At 67.4% G+C, this 26,730-nt stretch carries 22 protein-coding genes; 9 read left to right on the top strand and 13 right to left on the bottom strand.

The window, feature by feature from the left end; all coding sequences use genetic code 11:
* Positions 1-29: 29 nt before the first annotated feature.
* The 11 genes from ACWGJM_RS44535 to eccCa all read right to left on the bottom strand — a co-directional run bounded on the left by ACWGJM_RS44535 (position 30) and on the right by eccCa (position 14,291).
* A complete protein-coding gene (locus ACWGJM_RS44535) occupies positions 30-1,184 on the bottom strand; it encodes a hypothetical protein (RefSeq protein WP_453417493.1) in 1,155 nt (384 codons plus the stop codon).
* A complete protein-coding gene (locus ACWGJM_RS44540; RefSeq protein WP_453417494.1) occupies positions 1,171-1,803 on the bottom strand; it encodes a hypothetical protein in 633 nt (210 codons plus the stop codon). The genes ACWGJM_RS44535 and ACWGJM_RS44540 overlap by 14 nt, the downstream gene beginning before the upstream one ends.
* 70 nt (positions 1,804-1,873) lie before the next feature.
* Positions 1,874-2,545 carry a hypothetical protein gene (locus ACWGJM_RS44545; protein ID WP_453417495.1) on the bottom strand — a complete coding sequence of 224 codons (672 nt, stop codon included), beginning with the start codon at positions 2,543-2,545 and terminating at the stop codon, positions 1,874-1,876.
* A gap of 23 nt (positions 2,546-2,568) precedes the next feature.
* Positions 2,569-2,910 carry a hypothetical protein gene (locus ACWGJM_RS44550; RefSeq protein ID WP_453417496.1) on the bottom strand — a complete coding sequence of 114 codons (342 nt, stop codon included), beginning with the start codon at positions 2,908-2,910 and terminating at the stop codon, positions 2,569-2,571.
* A 418-nt stretch (positions 2,911-3,328) separates the two neighbouring features.
* Complete coding sequence (locus ACWGJM_RS44555) at positions 3,329-3,988, bottom strand: hypothetical protein (RefSeq protein WP_453417497.1); 660 nt, start codon at positions 3,986-3,988, stop codon at positions 3,329-3,331.
* A 10-nt stretch (positions 3,989-3,998) separates the two neighbouring features.
* Positions 3,999-6,263 carry a hypothetical protein gene (locus ACWGJM_RS44560; RefSeq protein WP_453417498.1) on the bottom strand — a complete coding sequence of 755 codons (2,265 nt, stop codon included), beginning with the start codon at positions 6,261-6,263 and terminating at the stop codon, positions 3,999-4,001.
* Positions 6,264-6,273: 10 nt separating this feature from the next.
* Positions 6,274-6,702, bottom strand: a complete 429-nt coding sequence (locus tag ACWGJM_RS44565) for a hypothetical protein (protein WP_453417499.1) — start codon at positions 6,700-6,702, stop codon at positions 6,274-6,276.
* A gap of 51 nt (positions 6,703-6,753) precedes the next feature.
* Entirely contained in the window at positions 6,754-8,163 is a 1,410-nt protein-coding gene (mycP, locus tag ACWGJM_RS44570) for a type VII secretion-associated serine protease mycosin (protein ID WP_453417500.1), read from the bottom strand.
* A gap of 28 nt (positions 8,164-8,191) precedes the next feature.
* Positions 8,192-9,742, bottom strand: coding sequence for a WXG100 family type VII secretion target (locus ACWGJM_RS44575; protein ID WP_453417501.1), 1,551 nt, complete (start codon positions 9,740-9,742; stop codon positions 8,192-8,194).
* Positions 9,742-10,257, bottom strand: a complete 516-nt coding sequence (locus tag ACWGJM_RS44580; RefSeq protein WP_453417502.1) for a hypothetical protein — start codon at positions 10,255-10,257, stop codon at positions 9,742-9,744. The genes ACWGJM_RS44575 and ACWGJM_RS44580 overlap by 1 nt, the downstream gene beginning before the upstream one ends.
* 77 nt (positions 10,258-10,334) lie before the next feature.
* Complete coding sequence (gene eccCa, locus ACWGJM_RS44585) at positions 10,335-14,291, bottom strand: type VII secretion protein EccCa (RefSeq protein WP_453417503.1); 3,957 nt, start codon at positions 14,289-14,291, stop codon at positions 10,335-10,337.
* Between the two features lie 161 nt (positions 14,292-14,452).
* Here eccCa and eccD point away from each other — a divergent pair, with 161 nt between their 5' ends.
* From eccD to ACWGJM_RS44615, 6 genes are all read left to right on the top strand, one after another.
* Positions 14,453-15,922: a type VII secretion integral membrane protein EccD gene (eccD, locus tag ACWGJM_RS44590; RefSeq protein ID WP_453417504.1), complete on the top strand. Its 1,470-nt coding sequence runs from the start codon at positions 14,453-14,455 to the stop codon at positions 15,920-15,922.
* Between the two features lie 197 nt (positions 15,923-16,119).
* Positions 16,120-16,407 (top strand): 30S ribosomal protein S15, encoded by a 288-nt coding sequence (gene rpsO, locus ACWGJM_RS44595; protein WP_067301615.1) that lies wholly within the window; start codon positions 16,120-16,122, stop codon positions 16,405-16,407.
* 350 nt (positions 16,408-16,757) lie between these two features.
* Positions 16,758-18,998: a polyribonucleotide nucleotidyltransferase gene (locus tag ACWGJM_RS44600; RefSeq protein ID WP_453417505.1), complete on the top strand. Its 2,241-nt coding sequence runs from the start codon at positions 16,758-16,760 to the stop codon at positions 18,996-18,998.
* Positions 18,995-20,374 carry a M16 family metallopeptidase gene (locus ACWGJM_RS44605; RefSeq protein WP_453417506.1) on the top strand — a complete coding sequence of 460 codons (1,380 nt, stop codon included), beginning with the start codon at positions 18,995-18,997 and terminating at the stop codon, positions 20,372-20,374. Before ACWGJM_RS44600 ends, ACWGJM_RS44605 begins: the two co-directional genes overlap by 4 nt.
* A gap of 36 nt (positions 20,375-20,410) precedes the next feature.
* Positions 20,411-21,163 carry a 4-hydroxy-tetrahydrodipicolinate reductase gene (gene dapB / locus ACWGJM_RS44610; protein ID WP_453417507.1) on the top strand — a complete coding sequence of 251 codons (753 nt, stop codon included), beginning with the start codon at positions 20,411-20,413 and terminating at the stop codon, positions 21,161-21,163.
* Between the two features lie 16 nt (positions 21,164-21,179).
* A complete protein-coding gene (locus tag ACWGJM_RS44615; RefSeq protein ID WP_453417508.1) occupies positions 21,180-21,632 on the top strand; it encodes a hypothetical protein in 453 nt (150 codons plus the stop codon).
* A gap of 77 nt (positions 21,633-21,709) precedes the next feature.
* Here ACWGJM_RS44615 and ACWGJM_RS44620 read toward each other — a convergent pair whose 3' ends face one another.
* Together ACWGJM_RS44620 and ACWGJM_RS44625 are read right to left on the bottom strand one after the other, a co-directional pair.
* Positions 21,710-22,264 (bottom strand): hypothetical protein, encoded by a 555-nt coding sequence (locus tag ACWGJM_RS44620; RefSeq protein WP_453417509.1) that lies wholly within the window; start codon positions 22,262-22,264, stop codon positions 21,710-21,712.
* A gap of 90 nt (positions 22,265-22,354) precedes the next feature.
* Positions 22,355-22,591: a hypothetical protein gene (locus ACWGJM_RS44625; protein WP_453417510.1), complete on the bottom strand. Its 237-nt coding sequence runs from the start codon at positions 22,589-22,591 to the stop codon at positions 22,355-22,357.
* Positions 22,592-22,792: 201 nt separating this feature from the next.
* Between ACWGJM_RS44625 and thyX the strand changes: the two genes are divergently transcribed.
* The 3 genes from thyX to ACWGJM_RS44640 all read left to right on the top strand — a co-directional run bounded on the left by thyX (position 22,793) and on the right by ACWGJM_RS44640 (position 26,478).
* The gene (thyX, locus tag ACWGJM_RS44630; protein ID WP_453417511.1) at positions 22,793-23,533 is read left to right on the top strand and encodes an FAD-dependent thymidylate synthase; all 741 of its coding nucleotides are present in this window, start codon (positions 22,793-22,795) and stop codon (positions 23,531-23,533) included.
* A gap of 192 nt (positions 23,534-23,725) precedes the next feature.
* Positions 23,726-24,625, top strand: a complete 900-nt coding sequence (gene dapA, locus ACWGJM_RS44635) for a 4-hydroxy-tetrahydrodipicolinate synthase (protein ID WP_453417512.1) — start codon at positions 23,726-23,728, stop codon at positions 24,623-24,625.
* A 167-nt stretch (positions 24,626-24,792) separates the two neighbouring features.
* A complete protein-coding gene (locus ACWGJM_RS44640; RefSeq protein WP_453417513.1) occupies positions 24,793-26,478 on the top strand; it encodes a ribonuclease J in 1,686 nt (561 codons plus the stop codon).
* Positions 26,479-26,730 lie beyond the last annotated feature (252 nt).

Raw genomic sequence — 26,730 nt, forward strand, 5'->3', positions numbered from 1 at the left:
CAGCGTGATCCTGTTGATCTGGCTGCTGGTCAGATACCGGACGCGGGAGTAGCGGCAGCGGGGGGCAGGACGGGCGACGAGCAGTGGTGGCGCGCGGCGGAACGCTTGGCGAACTGCCGCAGGTCTTGCCACTCCCGCGGCGTGAGCGGCTGGGAGTCGAAGCGGCGGTCGGAGCCCTCCGGCGGAGACACCGTGTAGAGCCCCATGCCCTGCGCTCCCGTGCACGTCGCCGTCCCCCATGCCGTGCCGCCCCGGAGCCCCGAGGGCTTGTCGAAGCCGCCGTAGGCGCCGTCGTAACGGGTCTCGGCGGTGTTGGCGAACGGGCCGTACGAGGCCATCAGCCGCAATTCGTCTCCCAGCACGCAGAACTCGACCGGGGCCGTCCGCGCTGCTGTTTCCCGTACCCGCGATTGCGAGCGGGTGCCCGCGCAGGTGCCTTCGGCCCGGTCGGCGCTCTTGCGGGCGGTCGTCGACCGGGAATCGACCTTGGAGATCGTGCTCCCCGGCTCGGCTGTACAGCCGAGCTTCCCGGCTGCCTTCCGTGCCGTTTCCGTGGCGATACGAGCAAGCCGGGCCCCGGCCGAGGAACTGGCGCTGTCGGTGTCGGTGTCCGCATCGGCGGTGACCAGGATTCCGCTGCCCCGGCTGGGCTTCCAGTTCGTGCAGTCCAACACGACCGACACACCGACGCTGCCCTCCGGCTCGGCGACGAGAAAGCCCGACCAGCCGTTGCCGAGCGGTATCGGCAGCACATCGTCGCCTTGTTGAAAGGTGTAGACGCCGAAGGGACTGATACTGCCGGCGGACGGCTCGATGTGCACCTCGACCCCATTGACCTGGCAGGCCACCGACAGGCCTCCCGGTTCACTCACATCGGACGACGGATCGTAGTGCCATGTGGACAGCTTCAGGCCGGCCTGCCCACCCAGGCGCGCGTGCTTCCCGCTCATCGCCAGCGTGTCGTCGACCGGCAGCATCCCGCCACACGCCCTGCCGACCCGGGCGGACGGCGCGAAGTTCCAGTACCAGGCGTAGCCGCCGGCCAGGAGGGTCAGTATGGTCACCATCGTGACGATGTAGGTGCGTCGTATTCTCATGGCTCTCAGCCTGTGAAGTACACGCCGGAAGTTGCCTTCGGCGTTTCGGATGCCGTTACAGACGTAGAAGGCGTCAGCTCTCGTCAAGAGGCAGAGGTCTCATCTTTTCCGGCGATGGGAACCTGATTTTGTTGTTACACTTGAGGGCTTTCGCCATCTTCAGGGAAGAGCGGAAGAGAGTCCTGAATCGAGCTTCCACGGAGAGATCCAGGTCGTTGTAGAGGCTGCCCGTTACTGGTAGTGGAGCATCCTCGTCCTGCGACTTGCACGGAAAATAGACGTCGGCGCTTCCTGATTCGGTGGTCGCCTGTATACCCGAACCGAGCTTGTAGGCTTTATAGGAGCTGAAGCTTCGGTTCTCCTCTTCCGGGAAGAGGCTGTCCAGTCCCGGTGTGAATTTGATCCACAGGGCATCATCTCCGGATGCCGGAGCATCGTCAATGGCGATCCGACATACGTATGCGGCATGGTTGTCGTCCAGTAGAGTCTTCGCCGCAGAAGCGTGTGATTCCTTCGACGTCGAGACGTCATATGCGCGACTAAAATTGTCGCTTTCCTGAGCTTCCTTGACGGTGGCAGAGTCAAGAATGCCACCGCATGCATTTTTCAGAGCATCGGCCCCACGAGGCGGCTTGTCTTCTCCGCATCCAGCGCACGCAAGCAAAATAAGGGTTGCTCCCAGGGTGACAACGCGATAGCGACTCACCGGCGACTCCGTCCGTGCGGTCTGATGTATTTGCACCGCGGTCGTTTCAAGCCTCAGCTCCGGATATCCATCAAGCTTTGGACGGCATCCTGAAGTCATTTGGCAAGTCCGCATCGTTTGTGCAAGCCAGCGCTTTGGCCAGAGCAAGGCCTCCGGAGTGCATGACAATCAGGTTGTTCTTCCGCACCTGAGCAGGGCTGCCGTCCGGTTCATAGCGATTGTTCGTCTCGCCACGAATCACGAATGTCTCCCTGCTGCCATCGGAATCGAACTTCGTACTGGAGCATTTCAGGTAGATGACAGCCCGCTGGCTACTGGCCAGTGCTAGCGCACCCATGTGATATGGGGTAAAGACCGAAGCCACCTTGTCGCTCTGGGGAACGTCACTGGAGCGGGAAAACGAGATGGTCAGATCGCTGAGATCCTTCTTGGACCCATAAACCCAACAGAGCCCCGTCTTGCCTCCTCTTTCGGCGCCATTGCTTCGATAATTCGAAACAATCTCCTTCGCCGCCCCGGCAGCTCCACCATCGGGAGACGAAGTCCGGAAGGAGTCCGATCCGACGAGCTGTTTCACTGCGCTCGCGGCGGAACTGTTCAAAGCGCCGTAGCAGTCACGCTCACCTGCCCTGACGCTCTCGGCTTCGTCCCCGCCGTCCTCGGAGCACGCCGAGGCGCCGACAACGACCAGCAATGCCAGGGCCAGAGATGCCGCGCCGCTACGCACAGAAACGGCAGCCATTTCTGTCCTCTCGCTCAGATAAATCAGGCCTGCAATTTTCGACTCAAGCGCGAGCTTTCCAGGCAGGAGAGCTGCTTTGCCAGCCTGTACGACGTCTCGTTGAGCAGCTGCATGTTTCCCTTGTAGGAAACCTTTCCACGACCTGCCGGCGAGTACCGGAATTCCGTCTCGACAACCGAAGCGGCGCGCTTTCCGGTGACAGAACTCGACCGGGCACACCGGAAATGCAGCTGTGCGCCCAGGTCAGAGGCTTCGCCACGGAGGCCTACATTGAAGCCGACGTTGCCCCTGAGCCGCTTGTCCGGCGGTGCGGGCAGTTCCGGAAGCACCTTGAAGGAAAGGCTGATGTGCTGTTCGTTGCGCACGTTCTCCGAATCGATCGAGCAGAGCAGGTGCTGCTTTTGGGTAGGGCTTCCCTCGAGCTATTCCGAGACGTTGGTGGGCAACGTGAGGTTTCCGGACGCGGGGCTGCTGGAGAAATCCTCGGTACCCGCAACGGTCTCCAGAGTATGTGCCGACGTCTCCGACATGCCACCACACACATCTCGGGCCGACTGATAAGGATTTTCGGTCTTATCGGTCCCGCTACTGCATCCAGTGGCGAACAGAAGCGCGGCCAAGGCAATCGCCCACCGTGTCTGTTTCGAATAGGCTTCGTGTGCCTTCCGCATACATCAATCCGTATCCGTCGAGCCTTGAATTCCAGGAGGAGTTGCCAAATAGACAGATAGCGGAGACGTCGCCCCGTGCTGCGTGTTCAGAGCAGAGGTCTTCCGCCCCGCACTAATCGTCGGACAGCTTCGGCGGGCCTACGGGCAGCTTCACCGGGGTGGAACAATGGGCGCCATCCTGGGCGTGTTTGGCGAAGGCGACGGCGATCTCCGCGAGGTCCGTACGGCGTGACGAAGCGTCTGTGCTGGAATCGGAGGCGACGGTAATGGCCAGATTTCTCGCTGCCGTGATCTTCGATCCCTGTGGACTGCACTTCAGATAGATGGCAGCGGAGTTAGCGGCAGAGATGCCCTTGCCATCCCCACCGACGGAGAAATGCATGCGGCCGCTCGAGGGGCCGATGTCTCCGTTCTCGGACAAAGACTTCTCCCAAGTGCTGATATCCCCACTTTGGGCGAGTTCGGCGGTCGCGGTGAGCCGCGTCTTGCCGTCGACCGTGACGAAGCAGGAGGAACGGTAGCTATCGGTGGCCGAGGAATCCGTCGAACGAGAGCTGATGGTGTCCCCCGAGCCGGCGGTCCGGACAAGCGCCTTCCAGGAGTTGGATCCGGAGGCGAGCTCCGGGCAGGCATTTTGCAGTGAGGCGGACTGCGGAGTGGCCTCTGATGTCATGTCCGCGACTAGATAGCCCAAAGCGCCACCGATCAACAGGGTGAGCGCCGAAGCGAGGGCCAGATGCCTCTTGTCGAATGTCTTTTTCATCGTGTCCATGGAGTCGCTACTAGTCCTTCGGCATCCGGGACGCTTCACCCGCAAAGTATTTATCCACGTCGTCCTTTGCCGCGCCGAACCCGTCGTCGACGGCCGTGGCTGCAGTGGATTGGTAAAGTCCCAGGTCGGGGCTGTGGCGCAGGTCTGTCGCCGAAATCGATTGCTTCGTGGTGGTGACCGTGTCGTTCTTGAGATCTTCCCAGCTCGCCCCGTTCCGGTAGACCTGGTCCGCGAGGTGATCATGCTGATTGGAGCCGACGATACCGTTGAGGATTTCTCCTGTAGCGGTGCCGAGAAGGCCGCCCGCGACGGTACCGGAAGGGCCTGCGAACGGTGCTGTACCGAGGCTGACTCCGATGCCTGCTAGGCTGCCCGCCCAGGTTCCCGCCTTTCCGAGAGCGTCGTTGTAACTGCCATCGCTTTCGACGATCTTGTTCTCAAGCGCGTAATCGCGACCGGCGCCGATAATGCCTTCGATCTCGCCGGCATCCTTGGCGAAGCTGGTTACGGCACTATTCATGGCATCCCGATGGTTGGGGGAAAGGTGGTTGACGTAGATTTCGGGATGCTGGGCGTGGAAGTCGATGATACTTGCCGTGTACTGGTGCTGGCCCAGATTCACCGCCGCGTACCCGTCGGGATCCTGCGCGACGGTGTGCAAAAAGCGTGTGACGTCACGCTCGTGCAGTCCGGCGCTCGCTCCGTTGTTCGGGAACATGGTGTCCAGGGACCCCTTGTTGGGATCCAGGGCCCGGTGGATGTCGGGCATGTACTCCGCAGAGATCTTGCCGAGGCTGCCTGCCATGCCGTCCCGAACGAGATCAGGGTCCTTGGACATGCTGGTCACGATGCGCTTCATGATTTCAGCCTGGTCCTTGGAATGAACCGAAGTCTCGGGGGAAGGACCGTCTTCGTAATTGTGGCCGGTAGTGGCGGCCTCCAGTGCGTGCCCGAGTGAGTCGAAGCCAGGAAGACCCTGCTTCTGGTCGGGATTGGGTACGAAGCTCGCGCTGTCCTGCGGCCAGATCCTGGGTTCCGGACCGTTCTTGGTCTCGACTCCGGTGAGGTAGTTGAAGTGCTCCTTGTCATGGAAGAAGTCGGTCGACGCATGCGGGTTGTGACCCAGGGCTTCCAGGAAACCCGTCATCGGGTCCTTGCCGTCGTCGTTCTTCGTCGCACCGAAGTTCAGAGCGTCGTAATACTGTCCGCCGTGTGACCACAACTGAGGAGCATTGGTGTTCTTCTCGTAATTGATCAGCTTATCGCCATAGTCGTTCAAGAACTTCGAGTCGAATTCCCCTTGCCGCATCAGGCTGCTGGTGATTTGGAAGCCGTACGGACCAGTCGTTTCCTTGGTCGGATCAGTGATGAACTGCTGATCGCCCAGGTCGATGACGTCCTTCTTCCACTGTTGCATCTGGGGACTGTTTGAGTGTGACGCCTCGGCCAGCGTGAGACTGAGGTTCTTCTGCAGGTCCTTGAGTGTGGCCAGTTCCTTCTTCGGCATGTTGCCCTGATGGGAATCCACGACAGCTGCCCAGAAGGTCATGGTGCCCTTGCCACCCATGCCTGTCGCCACCTTCTCGGCGAACAGCCTGTCTCCAGTGTGCTGCTTGAGAAGCTGGTCCGCGTGAGCGAGTTCGGCGGGTGACGCGTCGGCGCCCTTCTTCGAGATGGAGACGAACTCCTTGGCGTCTGCCACCTCCTGCGCCTTCTCGGCGTCCTTCAGGGAGCTGTAGTCGGTGCCCGAGAAATTGTTCTCATCCTTGCCGACCAGTGTGCGCAGTGCGCGGGAGGCGATGTCATCGGCGTCGTTCGCCTTGTCGAGTGCGGCCTTGACATCGGCACGGACCTTGTCGAAGTCCGCTTCTTTGGGATCGGGCCCGTCGTAGTCCTTGCCGCGACGGTCGGGATGGACCAAGTAGCTGACGGCCCCGCCCGAGTCGACGCGGATGCCCTTGGCAGGAGCGTCGTCGACGACATCGTTGAGACTCTTCTTGGCCGCCTTGAACTCGCTCAGCGCGTCGCGAAGAATGTTCCGGATACTCTCGGCTTCCTTGACCGCGTCCCCGAACTCCTTCGAGGTCTTCTTGACGAAGGGCAGGGTGATGCCGGCATTCTCGCCCTTCCAGTCGGCTTTCTCGGCCTTGCGCTGTAGCCCGTTCTCCGCCTTTTCCTGCAGAGTCGTCAGCTTCTTGACCGTCTCCGTCCAGTCATCGACGGCATCCTGCATGCTTCCCAGGCGGGCCTGGAGCAGCTGGTCGAAACTCACCATGATGAATGCCTCACTTGAAGTGCTTGTCGATATCTTCGACGGAGAGGTTGGTCACGAGGACTTCTTCGTGCTTCTTGTGGGTGATGACGGTGTCCTCGAGATGGTTGTGGATGTGCGCGCATGCACTCAGCAGCGCTTCCGCCTGTGACCGCCACGTGTCCCATGCCGAGTACAGCGCCAAGCCGGTCTTGAAGCCGTCATCGGTCAGGTCGGTCGACGCCGTGCCCGTCTGAGCGCCCGCGTGGAAGGCATCGGTCTCAAGGTGGTGGTACAGCTCCTGCGCCTCATTGCCCACGGCCTTCAGGTCCGGCGACGTCACGGTGTAGTCCGAGCCTCCTCCTCCACCCCCGCTTGCGGCGAGTTGGTTGAGCTCCATGCTGCTGTGCTGGCGGGCCGCGGCCTTGCTACGGGCCTGCCCCCACATCTCATCGAACGACACGGCGGTCCCTTCGGATGTCACTGGCGACTGATCGGTTGCGTGCTCGCTCGCTCACGGGTGTTGTCCCGGGCGGGGCGCTCCCTCGGTTGGGGTGCCAGTGACGTGGCCTTGGGGTGGACAGAAGGACGGGTACTGCTGCTGTTGTTGGTGTGGTGCGTACGGTTGGTACGCGGGCGGCGTCGGCGGCGCGGCCGGAGCTGGAGTCGACCGGCGGCGGCGTGCGCGGAGTACCGGGACGGTGACGCCAACCCCCAGGAGTGCGGCGGCAGCGATGCCCAGGCCGATCCACAAGGAGGTGTTTCCGTCGTCACCCGACTTGGATGCCGTCGCTCCTGGCTTGGCAGCGTTCTTTCCGGCGCCTGCCGAGCCGGGGGACTCGGAGGCCTTGGCGGACGGGGACTTGGAGGCTGCGGCGGCCAGTTCGGGGAGCGGGTACTCGTCCGCCGGACCCGGGTCGCCGGGGTTCTGCAGGGCAGCACGGGGGCGGACGATGCCGTATCCGAAGTCGTCGTTCCGGGTCCAGCTCTTCTCGTTGCCCTTCATCGTGTTGATGAGGACACGCAGCACCTGGTTGTTCGTCCAGCCGGGGTGCTTGGACCAGATGAGGGCGGCGGAGGCGGAAGCGATGGCGGTGGCGTCGCTGGTGCCCTGACTCTTGCAGATCTGGCTTCCGCCGAGGCAGGCGTGGAACATGTCGACGCCGGGAGCGGTGACATCGACCTCCGAGCCGTGCTGGGAGAACGCGGCTCGCTTGATCTTCTGAGTGATCGCGCCCACTCCCACGACGCCCGCAGTGGAAGCCGGGTACTCGGGGAGGTTGGAGGTGTCGCCGCTGTTGCCCGCGGCAGCGAAGACCAGCTTCCCCTTGGCGATGGCGTACTTGACGGCGGCTGCCAACTCCGGCGTACTGACGTTCTTTCGACCGGGTGAGTTACCGGCGCCCATGGAGATGTTGATGATCTGAGCCTTTGCGTCCGCCGCGTAGCGGATGGCCCTGGACATCGTCGCGGCGTACTCGGATCCCTCGTCGACCTGGCCGAACTGCTCGGTCGAGTAGCGCATACGGATGGGAAGGATCTTGGCTCCTGGGGCGAGCCCGTGCGACCCGTCCAGTGAACCCCGCGCGCCTGTGGCCGCGATCAGCGCGGCCATGTCGGTGCCGTGGCCGGCGATGTCGGTGTGCTCGTCGCCGCGCTGGGTCGAGTAGTCCTTGCCGTCCAGCACCTGACCCTTGAGGTCCGCCAATGAGTCGTCGACTCCCGAGTCGATGACGGCCACCGTGATGCCACGACCGGTGCTTGTCTGCCACATCTCGTCGGCGTGCATGGCGTCGAGATGCCACTGGCGTGCCCGGACGGACTCCGCATGGGCGGGGGTGGCGGCAACCCCGACGAGCAGCAGGCCGAGAACAGCCGACGCCGTCGGCAGGGGCCGCAGTGTCCGCTTGTCTCTGGTACGCATAAGCCTTCCTGGGGAGAGCGTCTCGGACTCAGTCGATCACTGGAGGAAGAGTCCGGCGATTGTCCCGGGTCCAGGTCTCTTCGTCCTCGGCGAGGTAATCCGGGCGTTCCCCCTCCTGCTGCTGGCCCTTGCGCGAGTTGGAGGGACGACCTGTCGCTCCCGTGCGGCCGGCCGCCGAACCGTGCCCTGCTTCAGCGGCATTGGACGACGGTCGGACGAGTCCCGAGCCGCCAGCGGTGAAGGGACGTCCGCTGGTGCGCCCGGGCTGCCCCGGACGGTTACCGACGACGCCGCCCGTCTCCGAGGCCAGGCGACGGCCGCCGACCAGGCCGCCGCCGGAGCGCGCCCCCCCACCGGCGGGCGAACCCGGGGACATGCCCCGCCCCATGGGCGTGCGACCTTGCGTGTTTTCCTTGCCGATGACCGTTCCACGCGGTATGCCGTTCGCCGCGCGTCCGGGATTCGTGACCGGGCGCCCCCCTACGATGCCCGTCTCACGCGGCATCCGGGGCACGCTTCCGGTCGGTCTTCCCAATCCGGGCACCTGGGGCAGACGTCCGGAGGCGGGCACACGCCCGGGGGAGGGCAGGACGGGTTCACGCCCCCCACCGCCGAATGTAGGCGGCACGGCGATTGGCTGGTCAGGCAGCGGCACCCCTGGGTGCGGCAGACGGGTTTCGGCGGGAGCCGGGGAAGCAGGTGGCGCAGTCCGCGGCAGCGTGTCTGCACCGTCGATGTCCAGGGAGACCGGTTGCGATTGCTGCGCGTGGTGGCCGCCCAGGCCCGGGGAGGCTTGGCCGGTGGCGACGGGCGAGCCCAGATGCGTGGCGGTGTGGGACACGGTTCCGCCCCCGTGCGCGGCAACGTAGCCGCTCCCCGAGCTGCTGCTGCCGCCACTCACGTAAGTGCTGCTACCGGACACATGGCTCTTGTCGTCGCCGCGCCACCAGTCATTGGAGCCCGTGTTCCCGGCCGGCGGCGTAAACGTAGGCGGCGGCACACTGTTCACCTGCTGCGCCGAGTACTCGTACGACTGCGCCAGCTTTCGCATCTGCTGGGCCGCCTCGGCGCGAGCCCCGTCGATGCGGGCCTGGGCCGCTGTCGCGTCGGACTGGGCGGACGTCGCCAGTTTCCGCGCGTCGGGGTCGTTATGGGCGCCCGGCTGCCTGGCCGCCGCGATCGTCGCGTGGGCGTCGGCGAGGTCCGCCTTGGCCTGGGTCGTCTCCGAGGTGTCAGGCATGGCGGCCTTCGCCTCGGTGATGGCCTGAGACACCGTCCCCATCCAGCTCGAGGCCACCTCGGCGTACTGCCCGAGCCGGAGGGTTGCGCTCGCCGTCTGGCCGCCCCAGTCCCGGAAGGAGTCGCCTGCCTGACCCTGCCACTCCAGACTCTTTACGTGAGCCATGAGGTCGTCGCCGATCTTGGTGATCGTCGAGGCGGCCTTGGCGAGTTTTCCGGCGAGGTGGGAGGCGCCGGCCGAGCTGGCTTCGTCCAACATGGCCGCCAGTTGCTCGTGGGTCATGGACTCGAAGTCCGTACGAGCGAGTTCCGGTTCTCGCCGCGCGGGCTGCTCACCCATTACAGGCCCTCCTCGCTCTCCGCCGCAGGCGTCGACGTGGGCGACGCGGTCCGCTGATCGGCGTACGGATCCCGGTCAGCCACGTAGTACTTCTCGGTCTGCGCGTTGACCTGCTTCATCCGCGCCCGGATGTCCTCGTCCAGGTTCGCGTAGCCCACCCGCGACGCGTGCACCGCCAGCCCCATCCCCTCGATCTGAGCGCTGAGCGCTTTGGAGAGGTTCTCCAACTCGTCATGGACGAGGGTGTACGAGTCGTAGAGGAACTGTGCTTCCTTGAAGTCGGAGGAGCCCAGCTGGGCGCGGGACAGGCGGTCCTGGCCGACCTTGCCCGGGGCTGCCTCCGACTTGTCGAGCTCGATCAGAAGCTCGTCGACGCGCTTCTTGAAGTTCTTCATGGCGGTGTGCTGGATGTCCAGCGCCATCTGCGGGTTCACCCCGGCCAGGCTGTCGAACGACTTGCCCGTGTCCGGTGCGTCATGGACACCGCCCGTTCCGCCGCCCCCGTTCGAACTCACCTCAGCTGCCTCCCCGTTCTCCCCATTCGCTTCGTTCGCTCGTTCATTCGAACGAAGTAAAGACTCGATCAATCACTCTAATGGCGTTGCGGAAGCAACCCCACCTGAATCAGCGACGCACCGCGCTTGCGTGACACGAACACGCCGCGGCCGGGTGGCATCGGGCGGGCTCGGACGTTGCCCAGGATGTCGCCCTCGCTCGGGTCGCCGGACAGGACGAGGCCCTGTGCGCCGAGCTCCTTCACACGCTGCATGAAGGACTCGTACATCGCGCGCGAGGCACCGGCCTGGCTACGGGCGATGATGAACTTGACGCCGACATCGCGCGCGAAGGGCAGGTGCTCCACCAACGAGGCAAGTGGATTACCCGAGTTGGTGGCGACCAGTTCGTAGTCGTCGATGATGACGAACAGCTGCGGACCGTTCCACCAGCTGCGGTCGCGAAGCTGCTGCGGCGTGATGTCCGGCTTCGGCGCACGCATCTCCATGAACTGGCGGATCGCGTCCATGTGGACCTGCATCGCCGACGCCATCGGGGCGTACTCCAGCAGATGTTCCTCCGACACGGCCTCCAGCATCGTGCGCCGGTAGTCCCCGACGACGATCCGGGCCTCGGCGGGTGTGTAGCGTTCCGCGATCTGCTTGGCGATCAGGCGCAGCAGGTTCGTCTTGCCGGACTCGCTCTCGCCGAAGACGAGGAAGAACGGGTCGGAGTCGAGGTTGACGAACACCGGCTCCAGGTTCGCCTCGTCGATGCCGATCGCGATGCCGTGCTGCGGGAACTCGAAGCCCTTGGGGAGCTGGTCGGCCGGCAGCTTGCGCGGCAGAAGACGGACCGTGGGGGCCGCCGGGCCCTGCCAGTTGGCCTTCGCCGCCTGGACGAGCTGCGTCGTCGCCTCGGCCAGATCGTGCGATGAGGGCGAGGAGTCGATGCGCGGCAGGGCCGTCATGTAGTGCAGCTTCTCCGGCACCTGGCCACGGCCGGGGACGCCCGACGGCACGTTCACCGCCACCTTGCGGTCGAACTCGGAGTCCATCGGGTCACCCAGCCGCAGCTCCAGTCGGCCCAGGATCTGGTCCTTGAGGGCCGCCCGGACCTCCATGTACCGGGAGGCGGAGACGACGACGTGGATGCCGTATCCCAGACCGCGGCCCGCGATGTCGTTGACGACACCCTCCAGGCCCTCGAAGTCCGTCTTGAAGTTGCCCCAACCGTCGATGACCAGGAAGACGTCACCCCAGGCCTCACCGGGCAGCTCACCCGCCGCGCGGCGCCTGCGGTACGTCGCGACGGAGTCGATGCCGTTGGCACGGAAGAACTGCTCGCGGCGGTTGAGGATGCCCGCCACCTCCGCGACCGTACGGCGGACCCGCTCGGGGTCCAGCCGGGACGCGGCCCCGCCCACGTGCGGTAGGTCCGACAGGGCTGCCAGACCACCGCCACCGAAGTCCAGGCAGTAGAACTGCACCTCGTGCGGTGTGTGTGTGAGCGCGAAGGACGCGATCAACGTGCGCAGCAGCGTCGACTTTCCGGACTGCGGTCCGCCCACGACCATCATGTGGCCCGCCGCGCCGGAGAAGTCCCGGAACAGCACCTCGCGCTTCTGCTCGAACGGCTTGTCGATCAGGCCGATCGGCACCGTCAGACCGCCCAGGCGTGTGTACTCGGGCGCCTGAAGGCCGCGTTCCGGGGACACGGACAGTGTCGGCAGCAACTGGTCCAGCGTGGGCGCCTGGTCCAGCGGGGGAAGCCACACCTGGTGCGCGGGCACCCCCTGGCCCTCCAGCCGCTGCACGATGACGTCCAGCACCGTGTCGGCCAGCGCGTCGTCCTCCGGACGGGCGGCCGGTGCCTGCGCCGGGTCGGGGGCCACGTAGGCCACCGGCACGGGAGGCGCGGTGAAGAGGGCTGGCCGGCGCTCGACGGGCAGGCTGCCCTGCGCGACCTCGGGACCACCCGTTCGGTACGTCCCCGACACGTACGCCGCCTTGAAGCGCACCATCTCGTCCGTGCCGAACTTCAGATACCCGGAGCCGGGGACGGAGGGGAGGTGATATGCGTCGGGCACGCCCAGGGCCGCCCGGGACTCGGCCGCGGAGAAGGTCCGCAGACCGATCCGGTACGACAGGTAGGTGTCCAGCCCCCGGAGACGGCCCTCCTCCAGGCGCTGCGAGGCGAGCAGCAGGTGCACACCCAGGGACCGGCCGATGCGGCCGATCTGGATGAACATGTCGATGAAGTCCGGCTTGGCCGTGAGGAGTTCGCTGAACTCGTCGATCACGAGGACGAGGGACGCCAGCGGCTCCAGGGGCGCACCGGCGGCGCGGGCCTTTTCGTAGTCGTGGATGTTGGCGTAGTTCCCGGCCGAGCGCAGCAGCTCCTGACGCCGCTGCAACTCACCCCGGATCGCGTCGCCCATGCGGTCGACCAGCGTCAGATCGTCGGCCAGGTTGGTGATCACAGCTGCGACGTGCGGCATCTGGGACATGCCGGCGAAGGTCGCGCCGCCCTTGAAGTCGGCGAGGACGAAGTTCAGCGTCTCGGAGGAGTGGGTGACCGCCAGGCCCAGTACGAGGGTGCGCAGCAGCTCCGACTTGCCGGAGCCAGTGGCGCCCACGCACAGGCCGTGCGGGCCCATGCCGTCCTGGGCCGCCTCCTTGAGGTCGAGCATCACGGGCTGGCCGTCCTCGCCGACACCGATCGGCACGCGCAGCCGCTCCGGGACGGAACGCGGCCGCCACGTGCGGGTGACGTCCACGGAGGCGGCGTCGCCCAGACCCAGGAGGTCGGTGAAGTCCAGGTTGGCGAGCAGCGGTTCGTCGTCGTCCCCGCCGCCCATGCGCAGCGGCGCGAGCTGCCGGGCCAGCGCCTCGGCGGCAGGCAGGGACAACCCGTCGGGCACCCCCTCGAAGGCGACACCGCCGCCGGAGTCCAGCCACAGCCGGTCCGGGCGAACGACGATCGACAGGTCGCCGCGAGGCTGGTCGAGCTCCCCGGGGACGACCTCCACGATCGTCACCCCCTGAAGACCCTCAGCCGCGGCGAACGCCGACGTGGGGGGCACCATGCCGCCGTCCAGGACCACCAGGATGTGCGGCTGGTCCAGCATGGGCTGGCCGTCGCGGCTGAACCGGGGGCGGCCGTCCAGTCGGCCCGCGAGCAGCTGCTCCAGTTCGCCCAGGTCGTCACCGAAGAGACGGCGCGTGCCCGCCCCGTCGAACTGGCCCGCCAACTGGCAGTGCGGCAGCCACTTCGTCCAGTCCCAGCGGGCCACGGAACCCGGCGAGGTCACCACGGCCACGACCAGGTCGTCGGGGGAGTGCAGGGTGGCCGCCTGCGACACCAGCGCACGTGCCGCCGACTGGGTGCACTCCGCGTCGCCGGACACCGTCACGTGGTAGAAGGCACGCAGCGAGACCGCCACCGGCAGGCCGTCCAACTGGCCGTGCACCGCCAGGAACCGCTGCATGGCGCCCGCGCACAACGGCTCCAGCTCGTCCACCGGCGCGGTGTGCGGCGCCACCAGGGGAGTGGACAGCTGCTGCGGTCCCAGCCCTATGCGGACCTGCCCGAAGTCGAGGTCCCCGACGCGCCGCTCCCACACCCGGCTGCCCTCGGCGACCACCGACCAGAGCTGCTCCGGCGACGGATGCAGATACAGCTGCGCGTCACGCTGCCGCAGCGCGGTCTTGCGGACCGAACGCCGGGTCTGCGCGAGGTAGCGGAGGTAGTCGCGGCGCACATCGGCCATTTGCCCTTGCGTACCCCGGCGGTAGCGGACGATCTGCGAGACCACCATCGCGGCCGTCGACATCAGCATCACCACGCCCATGATCCGCATGAACGGGTGGGCGTTCGGCGACGCGAAGTAGAACACCACCGACGAGCCCATGCCGAGAGTCGGCAGGACCTGCATCAGCATGCCCTCCTGCTGCCCGCGCGGCAGCTCGGGAGGAGCCTCCAATTGCAGCTCATCCACGGGCACTTCGGGCGGTAGGGTGCGCGGCGGGCGCTTGATGACGATCTGGCTCACCGGAGCATCAATCCCCTATACGGACGATCGGTTGATCACCGGCACCCCCGTGGCGACGGTCGTCCTCCGTGTGCAGGCGATCCTACTTGTCAGCACTGACACCACCTGCCGGTAGGGTGACGCCCGCAGCGTACGCATCCGCGAACAGGGGGCCAGTGAAGGTGAGTACGACCGCGACGACGGGATTCTGCAGGGTCACGGTGGTGGCGCCCGACAGCCGGATCGACGTGGCGCTGCCGGTGGACATCGCCGTCGCCGACGTCTACCCGGAGATCCTCCGCCTCACGGGCCAGACCCAGCCGGCCGGGACCCCGACCGGCTACCACCTGGTCCGCCGCGACGGCAGCGTCCTCGACGGCGCCCGAACCCTCGCGGACGAACGAGTGCTCGACGGCGAGGTGCTCAGCCTGCGTCCCTTCGCCGAGTCGCTTCCGCCCGCGGTCTACGACGACGTCTCGGACGCCGTCGCCTCCGCCGTGGTACGCGACCGGCACCTGTGGAGCGACGACCTGCTGCGCGTGGCGGGCCTGACCGGCGGCGCGCTGTTGCTGCTGCTGTGCGGCTTCGTGCTCTGGTACGCCGATCCCGTGCGCCACGACATGAACGGGCTGCCAGGCATCATCGCCGGAGGTCTCGGCCTGTTGCTGACCGCTTTCGCGGGCGTACGCGCGCGTGTGTACGCCGACCGGGCCGCGGCCGTCGCCGTGGGCCTGGGCGCGCTGCCACTGCTGATGATCGCGGGCGCGGGAATCGTCGCACCGCCCCACGGGCAGGGACCGGGCAAGCTCCAGTTCATGCTGGGCTGTGTGACCGTCCTGGTGGTCTCGGTCGCGCTGGTGGCACTCACCCCCGGAGGGGACGCGCCTTTCGTGGCCGCCTCCTTCCTGGCGACGGTGGGCACTCTGGCCACTTTCGCGGCCATCCTCACCAAGGCGTCCGCCACCGCCACCGCCTCGGTGTGCGCTCCCGCCGCTGTCGGACTGGTGGCCTTCCTCCCGGGCCTTTCGGCCCGCTTCGCGCGACTCCCCATCGGTTACGCCTCGCCGCGCTCCGCCACGCACGACGACTTCGACCCCGACCCCGCCCAGGGCCCGGACGCCGGCCCGCTCGACGCCGAGCACATCGCCGCCCAGGCCCGCCGCGGCCACGAGATGCTGCTCGGCCTGGTGGGCGGCACGTCGGCCGTGGTGGTGGCCGCCGCGGCCGTCCTCGGCTTCTCGGACAACGTCTGGGGTCAACTGCTCGCCCTGACCACGGGCCTGGCCATGCTGATCCGTGCCCGGCTCTTCCGGTACACCTCCCAGGTGGCCTGCGTCCTGGTCGCCGGCCTGGCCGCCGTCGCGCTCCTGCTGCTCGGCCTCGCCCTGCACCCGTCGGGCGACGCCGTCGCGGACCTCGTCCTGCACGGCGACAGCAGAGCACTCGACCTGCGTGCCGCCTGGCTGACGGTGGCCGTCGCGGCCGGAGCCGCACTGATCACCGCGATCGGCCTCGTCATCCCGCGCAAGGGACTGTCACCCTTCTGGGGCCGATTCCTCGATCTCGCTGAGGGGGCCGTCCTGCTCACCCTGGCCCCGCTCTGTCTCGCGGTGCTGGGTGTTCTCACCGAGGTGCGTTCCCTGGTGGGATAGGGCGGCGTAGCGCCGCCCGCGGGCACTGGTACCCTGAGTGACGGCCGTTTGTGTACGCACCCCCGGAGTCATGCAGGCACCCCCTGCAAGCCCTGGAGGCCGCGCCCAGCGGATCGCTGCCTCCCGAGTAACGGAAGCCTCCCCGAGATGAAGACCGGGGGCACTCGGTGGCCAATCGCAGACTATGAGGAGTACGCGTGTCGCTCGACGCCGCTACGAAGAAGCAGATCATCACCGAGTTCGGCCAGAAGGAGGGCGACACCGGCTCCCCCGAGGTCCAGGTCGCCATGCTCTCGCGCCGGATCTCCGACCTGACCGAGCACCTCAAGACCCACAAGCACGACCACCACTCCCGCCGTGGTCTGCTGATCCTGGTCGGTCAGCGCCGCCGCCTGCTGCAGTACCTGGCGAAGAAGGACATCCAGCGCTTCCGTACGCTGGTCGACCGCCTCGGCATCCGCCGTGGTGCGGCGGGCGCCAAGTAAGACGCTGTGAGGGGAGCGGTTCCCGGAAAGATCGGGGGCCGCTCCCTTTGCCGTACGTGCTTGCCGCACGTCGGAAACGTGCGGAGTGTCACCCACGCTTTGTAGTGTGGTAGCACAACGCAATACGCACGACACAGCACGACCAGAAGAACACGACACAGCACGACAAGAAGAAGAGGAGAAGCGCGCCCCGCCGCCGCCGGTCCTCGGTAGTGGCCCCCGGGGGGAAGTGAGCCCCGGGTGCTTCGATCGAAGACCGGCCCGCACCAGACGGAGCGCTTCTCCGCCACCGTCCCCCCGCCACACGGGCGAAGAGGGACGAAAGACGACAAGTAACGGAGAAAACGCTAGTGGAGAACGAGACCCACTACGCCGAGGCCGTCATCGACAATGGCGCCTTCGGCACCCGTACCATCCGCTTCGAGACGGGCCGCCTGGCCAAGCAGGCCGCCGGTTCCGCCGTGGCGTACCTGGACGACGACACCATGGTGCTGTCGGCCACCACCGCCTCCAAGAACCCCAAGGACCAGCTCGACTTCTTCCCGCTGACGGTGGACGTCGAGGAGCGCATGTACGCGGCCGGGAAGATCCCCGGTTCCTTCTTCCGCCGTGAGGGCCGGCCGAGCGAGGACGCGATCCTCACCTGCCGTCTGATCGACCGCCCGCTGCGCCCGTCCTTCAAGAAGGGCCTGCGCAACGAGATCCAGGTCGTCGCCACGATCATGGCGCTCAACCCCGACCACCTGTACGACGTCGTCGCGATCAACGCCGCGTCCGCGTCCACGCAGCTGGCCGGTCTGCCCTTCTCCGGCCCGATCGGCGGCGTCCGCGTCGCGCTGATCCGGGGCCAGTGGGTCGCCTTCCCGACGCACACCGAGCTCGAGGACGCCGTCTTCGACATGGTGGTCGCCGGTCGCGTCCTGGAGGACGGCGACGTCGCGATCATGATGGTCGAGGCGGAGGCCACCGACAAGACCATCAAGCTGGTCGAGGGCGGCGTCGAGGCGCCCACCGAGGAGGTCGTCGCCGCCGGTCTGGACGCCGCGAAGCCCTTCATCAAGGTGCTGTGCAGGGCCCAGGCCGACCTCGCGTCGAAGGCTGCCAAGCCGACCGCCGAGTTCCCGATCTTCCTGGACTACCAGGACGACGTCCTCGAGGCCCTGACGGCCGCCGTCCGCCCCGAGCTCGCCCAGGCGCTCACCATCGCCGGCAAGCAGGAGCGCGAGTCCGAGCTGGACCGCGTCAAGCAGCTCGCCGCCGAGAAGCTCCTGCCGGAGTTCGAGGGCCGCGAGAAGGAGATCTCCGCCGCGTACCGCTCGCTCACCAAGCAGCTGGTCCGCGAGCGCGTGATCAAGGAGAAGAAGCGCATCGACGGCCGTGGCGTCACGGACATCCGTACGCTCGCCGCCGAGGTCGAGGCCATCCCGCGGGTCCACGGCTCCGCCGTGTTCGAGCGTGGCGAGACCCAGATCCTGGGCGTCACCACCCTCAACATGCTCCGCATGGAGCAGCAGCTGGACACCCTCTCCCCGGTGACCCGCAAGCGCTACATGCACAACTACAACTTCCCGCCCTACTCCACCGGTGAGACCGGCCGCGTCGGTTCCCCGAAGCGCCGCGAGATCGGCCACGGCGCCCTCGCCGAGCGCGCCCTGGTCCCGGTCCTGCCGACCCGCGAGGAGTTCCCCTACGCGATCCGCCAGGTCTCCGAGGCGCTCAGCTCCAACGGCTCGACGTCCATGGGCTCGGTCTGCGCCTCCACCATGTCGCTGCTGAACGCCGGTGTGCCGCTGAAGGCCCCGGTCGCCGGTATCGCCATGGGCCTGATCTCCCAGGAGATCGAGGGCGAGACGCACTACGTCACCCTCACCGACATCCTCGGTGCCGAGGACGCCTTCGGCGACATGGACTTCAAGGTCGCCGGCACGAAGGAGTTCGTGACCGCCCTCCAGCTCGACACCAAGCTGGACGGTATCCCGGCCTCCGTCCTGGCCGCGGCCCTGAAGCAGGCCCGCGACGCCCGCCTCCACATCCTCGACGTGATGATGGAAGCGATCGACAAGCCGGACGAGATGTCCCCGAACGCGCCGCGGATCATCACCGTGAAGATCCCGGTCGACAAGATCGGTGAGGTCATCGGCCCCAAGGGCAAGATGATCAACCAGATCCAGGAGGACACGGGCGCCGAGATCACGATCGAGGACGACGGCACGATCTACATCGGTGCCTCCGACGGCCCGGCCGCCGAGGCCGCCCGTGCCACGATCAACGGCATCGCCAACCCGACGATGCCCGAGGTCGGCGAGCGCTACCTGGGTACGGTCGTCAAGACGACCACCTTCGGTGCGTTCGTCTCCCTGCTGCCCGGCAAGGACGGTCTGCTGCACATCTCGCAGATCCGCAAGCTCGCCGGCGGCAAGCGCGTGGAGAACGTCGAGGACGTCCTCGGCGTGGGCCAGAAGGTCCAGGTCGAGATCGCCGAGATCGACTCCCGCGGCAAGCTCTCCCTCGTTCCGGTGATCGAGGGCGAGGAAACTGCATCCGACAGCGGCTCCGCCGCGGGCTCCGAGAAGGACGACGCCGAGCAGTGACGTCCCGTAGCTCCAAGGCGACGGCCCGCACCTCTTCGGAGGCGCGGGCCGTCGCCCGTACCCAAACCCTCATCAAGGGCACCAACGGCATCGGCACGGTCCGCAGGACCACCCTCCCGGGCGGCCTGCGTATCGTCACCGAGACCCTGCCCTCCGTCCGCTCCGCGACCTTCGGTATCTGGGCCCACGTCGGCTCCCGGGACGAGACGCCGTCCCTGAACGGCGCCACCCACTACCTGGAGCACCTGCTCTTCAAGGGCACGCAGCGCCGCTCCGCCCTGGACATCTCCGCGGCCGTCGACGCCGTCGGCGGCGAGATGAACGCGTTCACGGCGAAGGAGTACACGTGCTACTACGCGCGCGTGCTCGACACCGACCTGCCGCTCGCCATAGACGTGGTCTGCGACATGCTGACCGGCTCCCTCATCCTCGAGGAGGACGTCAACGTCGAGCGCGGCGCGATCCTCGAAGAGATCGCCATGACCGAGGACGACCCGGGCGACTGCGTGCACGACCTGTTCGCGCACACGATGTTCGGCGACAACCCGCTCGGCCGGCCGGTCCTCGGCACGGTCGACACGGTCAACGCCCTCACCGCCGACCGCATCCGCCGCTTCTACAAGAAGCACTACGACCCCACCCATCTGGTGGTGGCGTGCGCCGGCAACGTCGACCACAACAAGGTCGTACGACAGGTCCGCGCCGCCTTCGAGAATGCGGGCGCCTTCACGAGCGACGACTCGGCGCCGGTCGCCCCACGCAACGGCCGACGCGGCATCCGCACCGCCGGCCGCCTCGAGCTGCTGGCCCGCAAGACCGAGCAGGCGCACGTCGTCCTCGGCATGCCCGGCCTGGCCCGCACGGACGACCGCCGCTGGGCCATGGGCGTGCTCAACACGGCCCTGGGCGGCGGCATGTCGTCCCGCCTGTTCCAGGAGGTCCGGGAGAAGCGCGGCCTGGCCTACAGCGTGTACTCGTACACCTCGGGTTTCGCCGACTGCGGCCTGTTCGGCGTGTACGCGGGCTGCCGCCCGAGCCAGGTGCACGACGTACTCAAGATCTGCCGCGACGAGCTCGACCACGTGGCCGAGCACGGCCTGTCCGACGACGAGATCGGCCGCGCCATCGGCCAGCTCCGGGGCTCCACGGTCCTGGGCCTCGAGGACACCGGCGCGCTGATGAACCGTATCGGCAAGAGCGAGCTGTGCTGGGGCGAGCAGATGTCCGTGGACGACATGCTGGCTCAGATAGCGGCCGTCACGCCGGACGAGGTGCGCGCGGTGGCGCGCGACATCCTGGGACAGCGCCCGTCGCTGTCGGTCATCGGCCCGCTGAAGGACAAGCAGGCCGCACGGCTGCACGACGTCGTGGCCTGATCCCCTCGCCATCCCCTCGCTAAGGAAGCAACAGACATGAGCAAGCTGCGCGTGGCGGTCCTCGGGGCCAAGGGACGCATCGGCGCCGAGGCGGTACGGGCCGTCGAGGCCGCCGAGGACATGGAACTGGTCGCCGCCCTGCGCCGGGGCGACAAGCTGGAGACCCTGGCGGAGACCGGCGCCCAGGTCGCAGTCGAGCTGACCACCCCTGCCTCGGTCATGGGCAACCTCGACTTCTGCGTGCGCCACGGCATCCACGCGGTCGTCGGGACGACAGGCTGGACCGACGACCGCCTCGCACAGCTCAAGGGCTGGCTGGCGCAGTCCCCGCAGACCGGTGTCCTCATCGCCCCGAACTTCTCCATCGGGGCCGTACTGACCATGAAGTTCGCGCAGATCGCCGCGCCGTACTTCGAGTCCGTCGAGGTCGTCGAACTGCACCACCCGAACAAGGTGGACGCCCCCAGCGGCACCGCCACGCGCACCGCCCAGCTCATCGCCGAGGCCCGGCGACAGGCGGGCGCGGCCCCGGCTCCGGACGCCACGGTCACCGCCCTGGACGGCGCGCGGGGCGCCAGCGTCGACGGTGTCCCCGTGCACGCCGTCCGCCTGCGCGGCCTGCTGGCCCACCAGGAGGTGCTGCTGGGCGGCGAGGGCGAGACCCTCACCATCCGCCACGACTCCCTCCACCACAGCAGCTTCATGCCGGGCATCCTGCTCGGCGCGCGCCGCGTCGTCACCACTCCGGGCCTGACCTTCGGCCTGGAGCACTTCCTGGACCTGGGCTGATCCGAGGCCTCCTGATATGCGCGCGAAGATCTCCTATGCCGTCACGGCCGCCGTCCTGGTCTTCTACTTCGTCCTGGTCGGCAGCCGTGGCGTCATGCTCATCCAGTCCGGCACGGTCCTCACCGTCAGCTTCGGGATCGCGGTCCTGATCCTGCCGGTGATCGGCCTGTGGTTCCTGTGGAAGAACACCCAGTTCGTCCGCAAGGCCAACCAGCTCGCCGCAGAACTCGACGCCGAGGGCGGCCTGCCCGTGGACGAGCTGAAACGTACCCCCGGCGGCCGCATCGACCGCGACTCGGCCGACGAGGTCTTCGCCAAGCGCAAGGCCGAGACGGAGGCGGCCCCCGACGACTGGCGCAGCTGGTTCCGCCTCGCCGTCGCCTACCACGACGCCCGCGACACCCCGCGCGCCCGCAAGGCGATGCAGCGGGCGATCGCCCTGCACGAGGGCAGGCCCGTCCAGGTGTGAGCCCCGAGCCGACGCGAAAGGGGCCGGTCCGCACCACCGCGGACCGGCCCCTTTCACGTTGCTCCCGGGAGAGCCGGTCAGCCCCGCCGGTTCTCCGCCGCCCACGCCTCCACCGCGTCGGCCGCCCGGTCGAAGGCGGCGGCCCGGCCCAGGAAGTCCATGTTGTGCGTGGTCAACAGCGGCGGCAGATCCTGCGCGCCGCGATCTGGGCGTACGAGGATCAGCGCCTGCCCCTGCACCGTGCGGGGCAGCCCCAGCCAGCGCACCGGCTGTTGCAGCGTGCGCACCGCGACGATCCGCTCCCAGGGGGCGGTGCGCGTCAAAAGGAAGCCCACCTGACGCACTCCGTGCCCGCTCACCCACACGCCCATGCGCAGCAGCCGCAGCGAGCCGACGATGATCACCAGCGCACAGCCGAGGACCACCCCGGCCGAGGACGGCGAGCCGGTCAGAGCGATGAGAACCGCGGCGAACAGCACGAACGAGGCGAGCATCAGGCACAGCGCCGCCACGGCCACGCGCCACGGGCCGGGCCGGTAGGGCCGGCGCCAGCGGTCGCGGTCGTCGTACGGCAGCGCGCTGTCGGGTGTCGCCTCGAAGGTGCGGTCGGCCGCCAGGAAGGACAGGGGCACGGCGGGTCCTCACTCAATCCATGCGTGGGCTGTGCCCGGTGAGGCTATCCGCCTGTGTTCCCGCTCACCACCCGAGGGGGTCCGGAAGAGTCAGTGGCCCTGTGAGGCCTGGGATTGCTGTGTCTGTGCTGCGGTCGGGCTCGACAGCGCCGGCATGCCGATGACCAGGGAGCCCACCAGCCCGGCGACGATGGTCAGCCCGAGCAGCCAGCGCCCGGCCATCTGGCCGACGGAGGCCCGCTCACGGGCCGGGGGAGTGACATTGCTGCGGAACTTGTCGGCTTCGGCGAGGAAGGCGAAGGGTACGGGCTCGCGCCGACGGAACATCGGTAACGCGTCTCCTCTCGGGGTCGAACTGCTGTGTCTCACCAACACAGACGCATGAGTCCCCCCAAAGGTGCCCGCTTGACCCGAATTCACAGAACTTCACCGAAGATGTCGCGTCCCGGCACCGAACGGTCCGATGTCAGAGCCGGGCCGTAGAGTGGGCGCCGCCCGACAGAAGCAGTGGGAAGGACCCTCCGAGCCGTGACCGACACACCCGCCGGCGACCTCAAGCCCGGTTTCCGCAGCGACGTCACCGTCGAGCTGGTCAAGCACACCGCGTCCGACGCCGACGTGCTGTTCGCCGCCCGCGTCTCCACCGTCGGCGAGCAGTCCCTGGACGAGCTGAACAAGGACCCGGAGCGCTCCAAGGGCCTGATCAACTACCTCATGCGCGACCGGCACGGCAGCCCCTTCGAGCACAACTCGATGACGTTCTTCATCAGCGCCCCGATCTTCGTCTTCCGCGAGTTCATGCGGCACCGCGTGGGCTGGTCGTACAACGAGGAGAGCGGCCGCTACCGGGAGCTCCAGCCGGTCTTCTACGTCCCGGACGAGGCCCGCAAGCTCGTCCAGGAAGGCCGCCCCGGCAAGTACGTCTTCGTCGAGGGCACCCAGGCGCAGCAGGAGCTGGTCGGCCGCGTCATGGAGGACTCCTACCGGCAGGCGTACGAGGCCTACCAGGAGATGCTCGCCGCCGGCGTCGCCCGGGAGGTGGCCCGCGCGGTCCTCCCCGTCGGCCTGTTCTCCTCGATGTACGCGACCTGCAACGCCCGCTCGCTGATGCACTTCCTCGGCCTGCGCACCCAGCACGAACTGGCCAAGGTGCCGTCGTTCCCGCAGCGGGAGATCGAGATGGTCGGCGAGAAGATGGAGGCGGAGTGGGCCAGGCTCATGCCCCTCACGTACGCCGCCTTCAACGCAAACGGCCGCGTCGCGCCGTAGCTCGGCACAGATGTGCGGTCAGCCTCCCGAAGTGTCCGTATTGCGGCATTTGGAGAAGTTCATCTAGCCTGATCGAACGGACCCGGCACTGCTTGAACCCCCGAGCAGGCAGTGCCGGGTTCCATATTTGTCCAGACTTTCCCGACACCCCGCGGGCAGACCACTCATTGCGCAGCGAGTAGCGTGTTACCCATGGCTCCGACCTCCACTCCGCAGACCCCCTTCGGGCGGGTCCTCACCGCCATGGTCACGCCCTTCACGGCGGACGGCGCACTCGACCTCGACGGCGCGCAGCGGCTCGCCACGCACCTGGTGGACGCAGGCAACGACGGCCTGATCATCAACGGCACCACCGGCGAGTCCCCCACCACCAGTGACGCGGAGAAATCGGACCTCGTACGAGCCGTGCTGGAGGCGGTCGGCGACCGCGCCCACGTCGTGGCCGGAGTCGGTACCAACGACACCCACCACAGCATCGAGCTGGCCCGCGCCGCCGAGCAGGTGGGCGCACACGGCCTGCTGGTCGTCACCCCGTACTACAACAAGCCCCCCCAGGAGGGCCTGTACCGGCACTTCAAGGCCGTCGCCGACGCCGCCGAGCTCCCGGTCATGCTCTACGACATCCCCGGCCGCAGCGGCGTCCCGATCAACACCGAGACGCTCGTCCGCCTCGCCGAGCATCCGAGAATCGTCGCCAACAAGGACGCCAAGGGCGACCTCGGCCGCGCCAGCTGGGCCATCGCCCAGTCCGGCCTCGCCTGGTACTCCGGCGACGACATGCTCAACCTGCCCCTGCTCTCCGTGGGCGCGGTCGGCTTCGTCTCGGTCGTCGGCCACGTGGTCACCCCCGACCTGCGGGCCCTGGTGGAGGCCTTCGTCTCCGGCGACGTCCAGAAGGCGACCGAGATCCACCAGAAGCTGCTCCCGGTCTACACCGGCATGTTCCGCACCCAGGGCGTCATGACCACCAAGGCCGCACTCGCGCTCCAGGGCCTGCCCGGCGGACCGCTGCGCGCGCCCATGGTCGAGCTCGCGCCCGAGGAGATTGCCCAGCTCAAGATCGATCTTGCTGCCGGCGGGGTACAGCTCTAACACCAGACTTCGCGCGAGCCCACCGCGCGCCAAGGCTCCACAACTGAAAACCAACTGAATCAGCGGGCCACCGGTGCCCGCACCCCACAACGACAACTGCTTCTGCACGAACGTCACGCGCGCCACGTGCCCAACCGGTACGTGGCGCGCGTGGTGAGGAGAGTCTTTTGAGTCATCCGCATCCTGAACTGGGCCCGCCCCCGCCGCTCCCCGAGGGCGGCCTACGGGTCACCCCGCTCGGCGGCCTCGGCGAGATCGGCCGAAACATGACGGTCTTCGAGTACGGTGGCCGTCTCCTGATCGTCGACTGCGGAGTGCTCTTCCCCGAGGAGGAGCAGCCCGGAATCGACCTGATCCTGCCGGACTTCTCGTCCGTCAGAGACCGCCTCGACGACATCGAGGGCATCGTCCTCACCCACGGCCACGAGGACCACATCGGCGGCGTCCCCTTCCTCCTCCGCGAGAAGCCGGACATCCCGCTGATCGGCTCCAAGCTGACCCTCGCCCTCATCGAGGCCAAGCTCCAGGAGCACCGCATCCGCCCCTACACGCTCGAGGTCGCCGAGGGGAACCGGGAGCGCATCGGGCCCTTCGACTGCGAGTTCGTAGCGGTCAACCACTCCATCCCCGATGCCCTGGCCGTGGCCATCCGTACGCCCGCCGGCATGGCGGTCCACACGGGCGACTTCAAGATGGACCAGCTCCCGCTGGACAACCGTCTGACCGACCTGCACGCGTTCGCGCGGCTGAGCGAGGAGGGCATCGACCTTCTCCTCGCCGACTCGACGAACGCCGAGGTCCCGGGGTTCGTTCCGCCCGAGCGGGACATCTCCAACGTCCTGCGCCAGGTCTTCGCGGGTGCCGGCAAGCGGATCATCGTGGCTAGCTTCGCCAGCCACGTGCACCGCATCCAGCAGATTCTGGACGCGGCGCACGAGTACGGGCGCCGGGTCGCCTTCGTCGGCCGCTCGATGGTCCGCAACATGGGCATCGCCCGCGACCTGGGCTACCTCAAGGTCCCGCCGGGTCTGGTGGTCGACGTCAAGACGCTCGACGACCTTCCGGACCACGAGGTGGTCCTGGTCTGTACGGGTTCCCAGGGCGAGCCCATGGCCGCGCTCTCGCGCATGGCCAACCGCGACCATCAGATCCGGATCGTCGAGGGCGACACCGTCATCCTGGCGTCGTCACTGATCCCCGGCAACGAGAACGCGGTGTACCGCGTGATCAACGGCCTGACCCGCTGGGGCGCGAACGTCGTCCACAAGGGCAACGCCAAGGTGCATGTTTCCGGCCACGCGTCCGCGGGCGAGTTGCTGTACTTCTACAACATCTGCCGCCCGAAGAACCTGATGCCGGTGCACGGCGAATGGCGCCACCTGCGGGCCAACGCCGAACTGGGCGCCCTGACCGGCGTCCTGCACGACCGGATCGTGATCGCCGAGGACGGCGTGGTCGTCGACCTCGTCGAGGGCAAGGCGAAGATCTCCGGCAAGGTCCAGGCCGGTTACGTGTACGTCGACGGGCTCTCGGTCGGCGACGTCGGCGAGCCGGCGCTGAAGGACCGGAAGATCCTCGGCGACGAGGGCATCATCTCGGTCTTCGTGGTCATGGACTCGTCCACCGGCAAGATCACCGGCGGCCCGCACGTCCAGGCCCGCGGTTCCGGCATCGAGGACTCCGCCTTCGCGGACGTCATCCCGAGGATCACGGAAGTACTGGAGCGGTCCGCCCAGGACGGGGTCGTGGAGCCCCATCAGCTCCAGCAGCTCGTCCGCCGGACCCTCGGCAAGTGGGTCTCGGACACGTATCGCCGCAGGCCAATGATCCTCCCGGTCGTGGTGGAGGTCTGACCTGCGTACGACCCTCGTACGCGTGAACCTGGAGCGGGGCACCTCGATTTGCATCGGGGCGCCCCGCTCCAGTACGTTTACGGCTCCGCCCGATCGGGAACCCAAGTGCTTCATGCGCTGGACGTCGGTCTCCCGGACCGGGCGGAAAATCCGACTCAGAACTTCTGATAAAGTCGGAACCGCCGGAAAGGGAAACGCGAAAGCGGGAACCTGGAAAGCACCGAGGAAATCGGATCGAGAAAAGATCTGATA

The organism is Streptomyces sp. NPDC054834, assembly GCF_053611185.1.

What these genes read in the sequence shown, in the direction of transcription:
- ACWGJM_RS44555 (WP_453417497.1), bottom strand. Translation starts at nt 3,988, where the DNA reads ATGGACACGATGAAAAAGACATTCGACAAGAGGCATCTGGCCCTCGCT.
- ACWGJM_RS44575 (WP_453417501.1), bottom strand. Translation starts at nt 9,742, where the DNA reads ATGGGTGAGCAGCCCGCGCGGCGAGAACCGGAACTCGCTCGTACGGAC.
- dapA (WP_453417512.1), top strand. Translation starts at nt 23,726, where the DNA reads ATGGCTCCGACCTCCACTCCGCAGACCCCCTTCGGGCGGGTCCTCACC.
- dapB (WP_453417507.1), top strand. Translation starts at nt 20,411, where the DNA reads ATGAGCAAGCTGCGCGTGGCGGTCCTCGGGGCCAAGGGACGCATCGGC.
- ACWGJM_RS44625 (WP_453417510.1), bottom strand. Translation starts at nt 22,591, where the DNA reads ATGTTCCGTCGGCGCGAGCCCGTACCCTTCGCCTTCCTCGCCGAAGCC.
- ACWGJM_RS44545 (WP_453417495.1), bottom strand. Translation starts at nt 2,545, where the DNA reads ATGGCTGCCGTTTCTGTGCGTAGCGGCGCGGCATCTCTGGCCCTGGCA.
- ACWGJM_RS44615 (WP_453417508.1), top strand. Translation starts at nt 21,180, where the DNA reads ATGCGCGCGAAGATCTCCTATGCCGTCACGGCCGCCGTCCTGGTCTTC.
- mycP (WP_453417500.1), bottom strand. Translation starts at nt 8,163, where the DNA reads ATGCGTACCAGAGACAAGCGGACACTGCGGCCCCTGCCGACGGCGTCG.
- ACWGJM_RS44560 (WP_453417498.1), bottom strand. Translation starts at nt 6,263, where the DNA reads ATGGTGAGTTTCGACCAGCTGCTCCAGGCCCGCCTGGGAAGCATGCAG.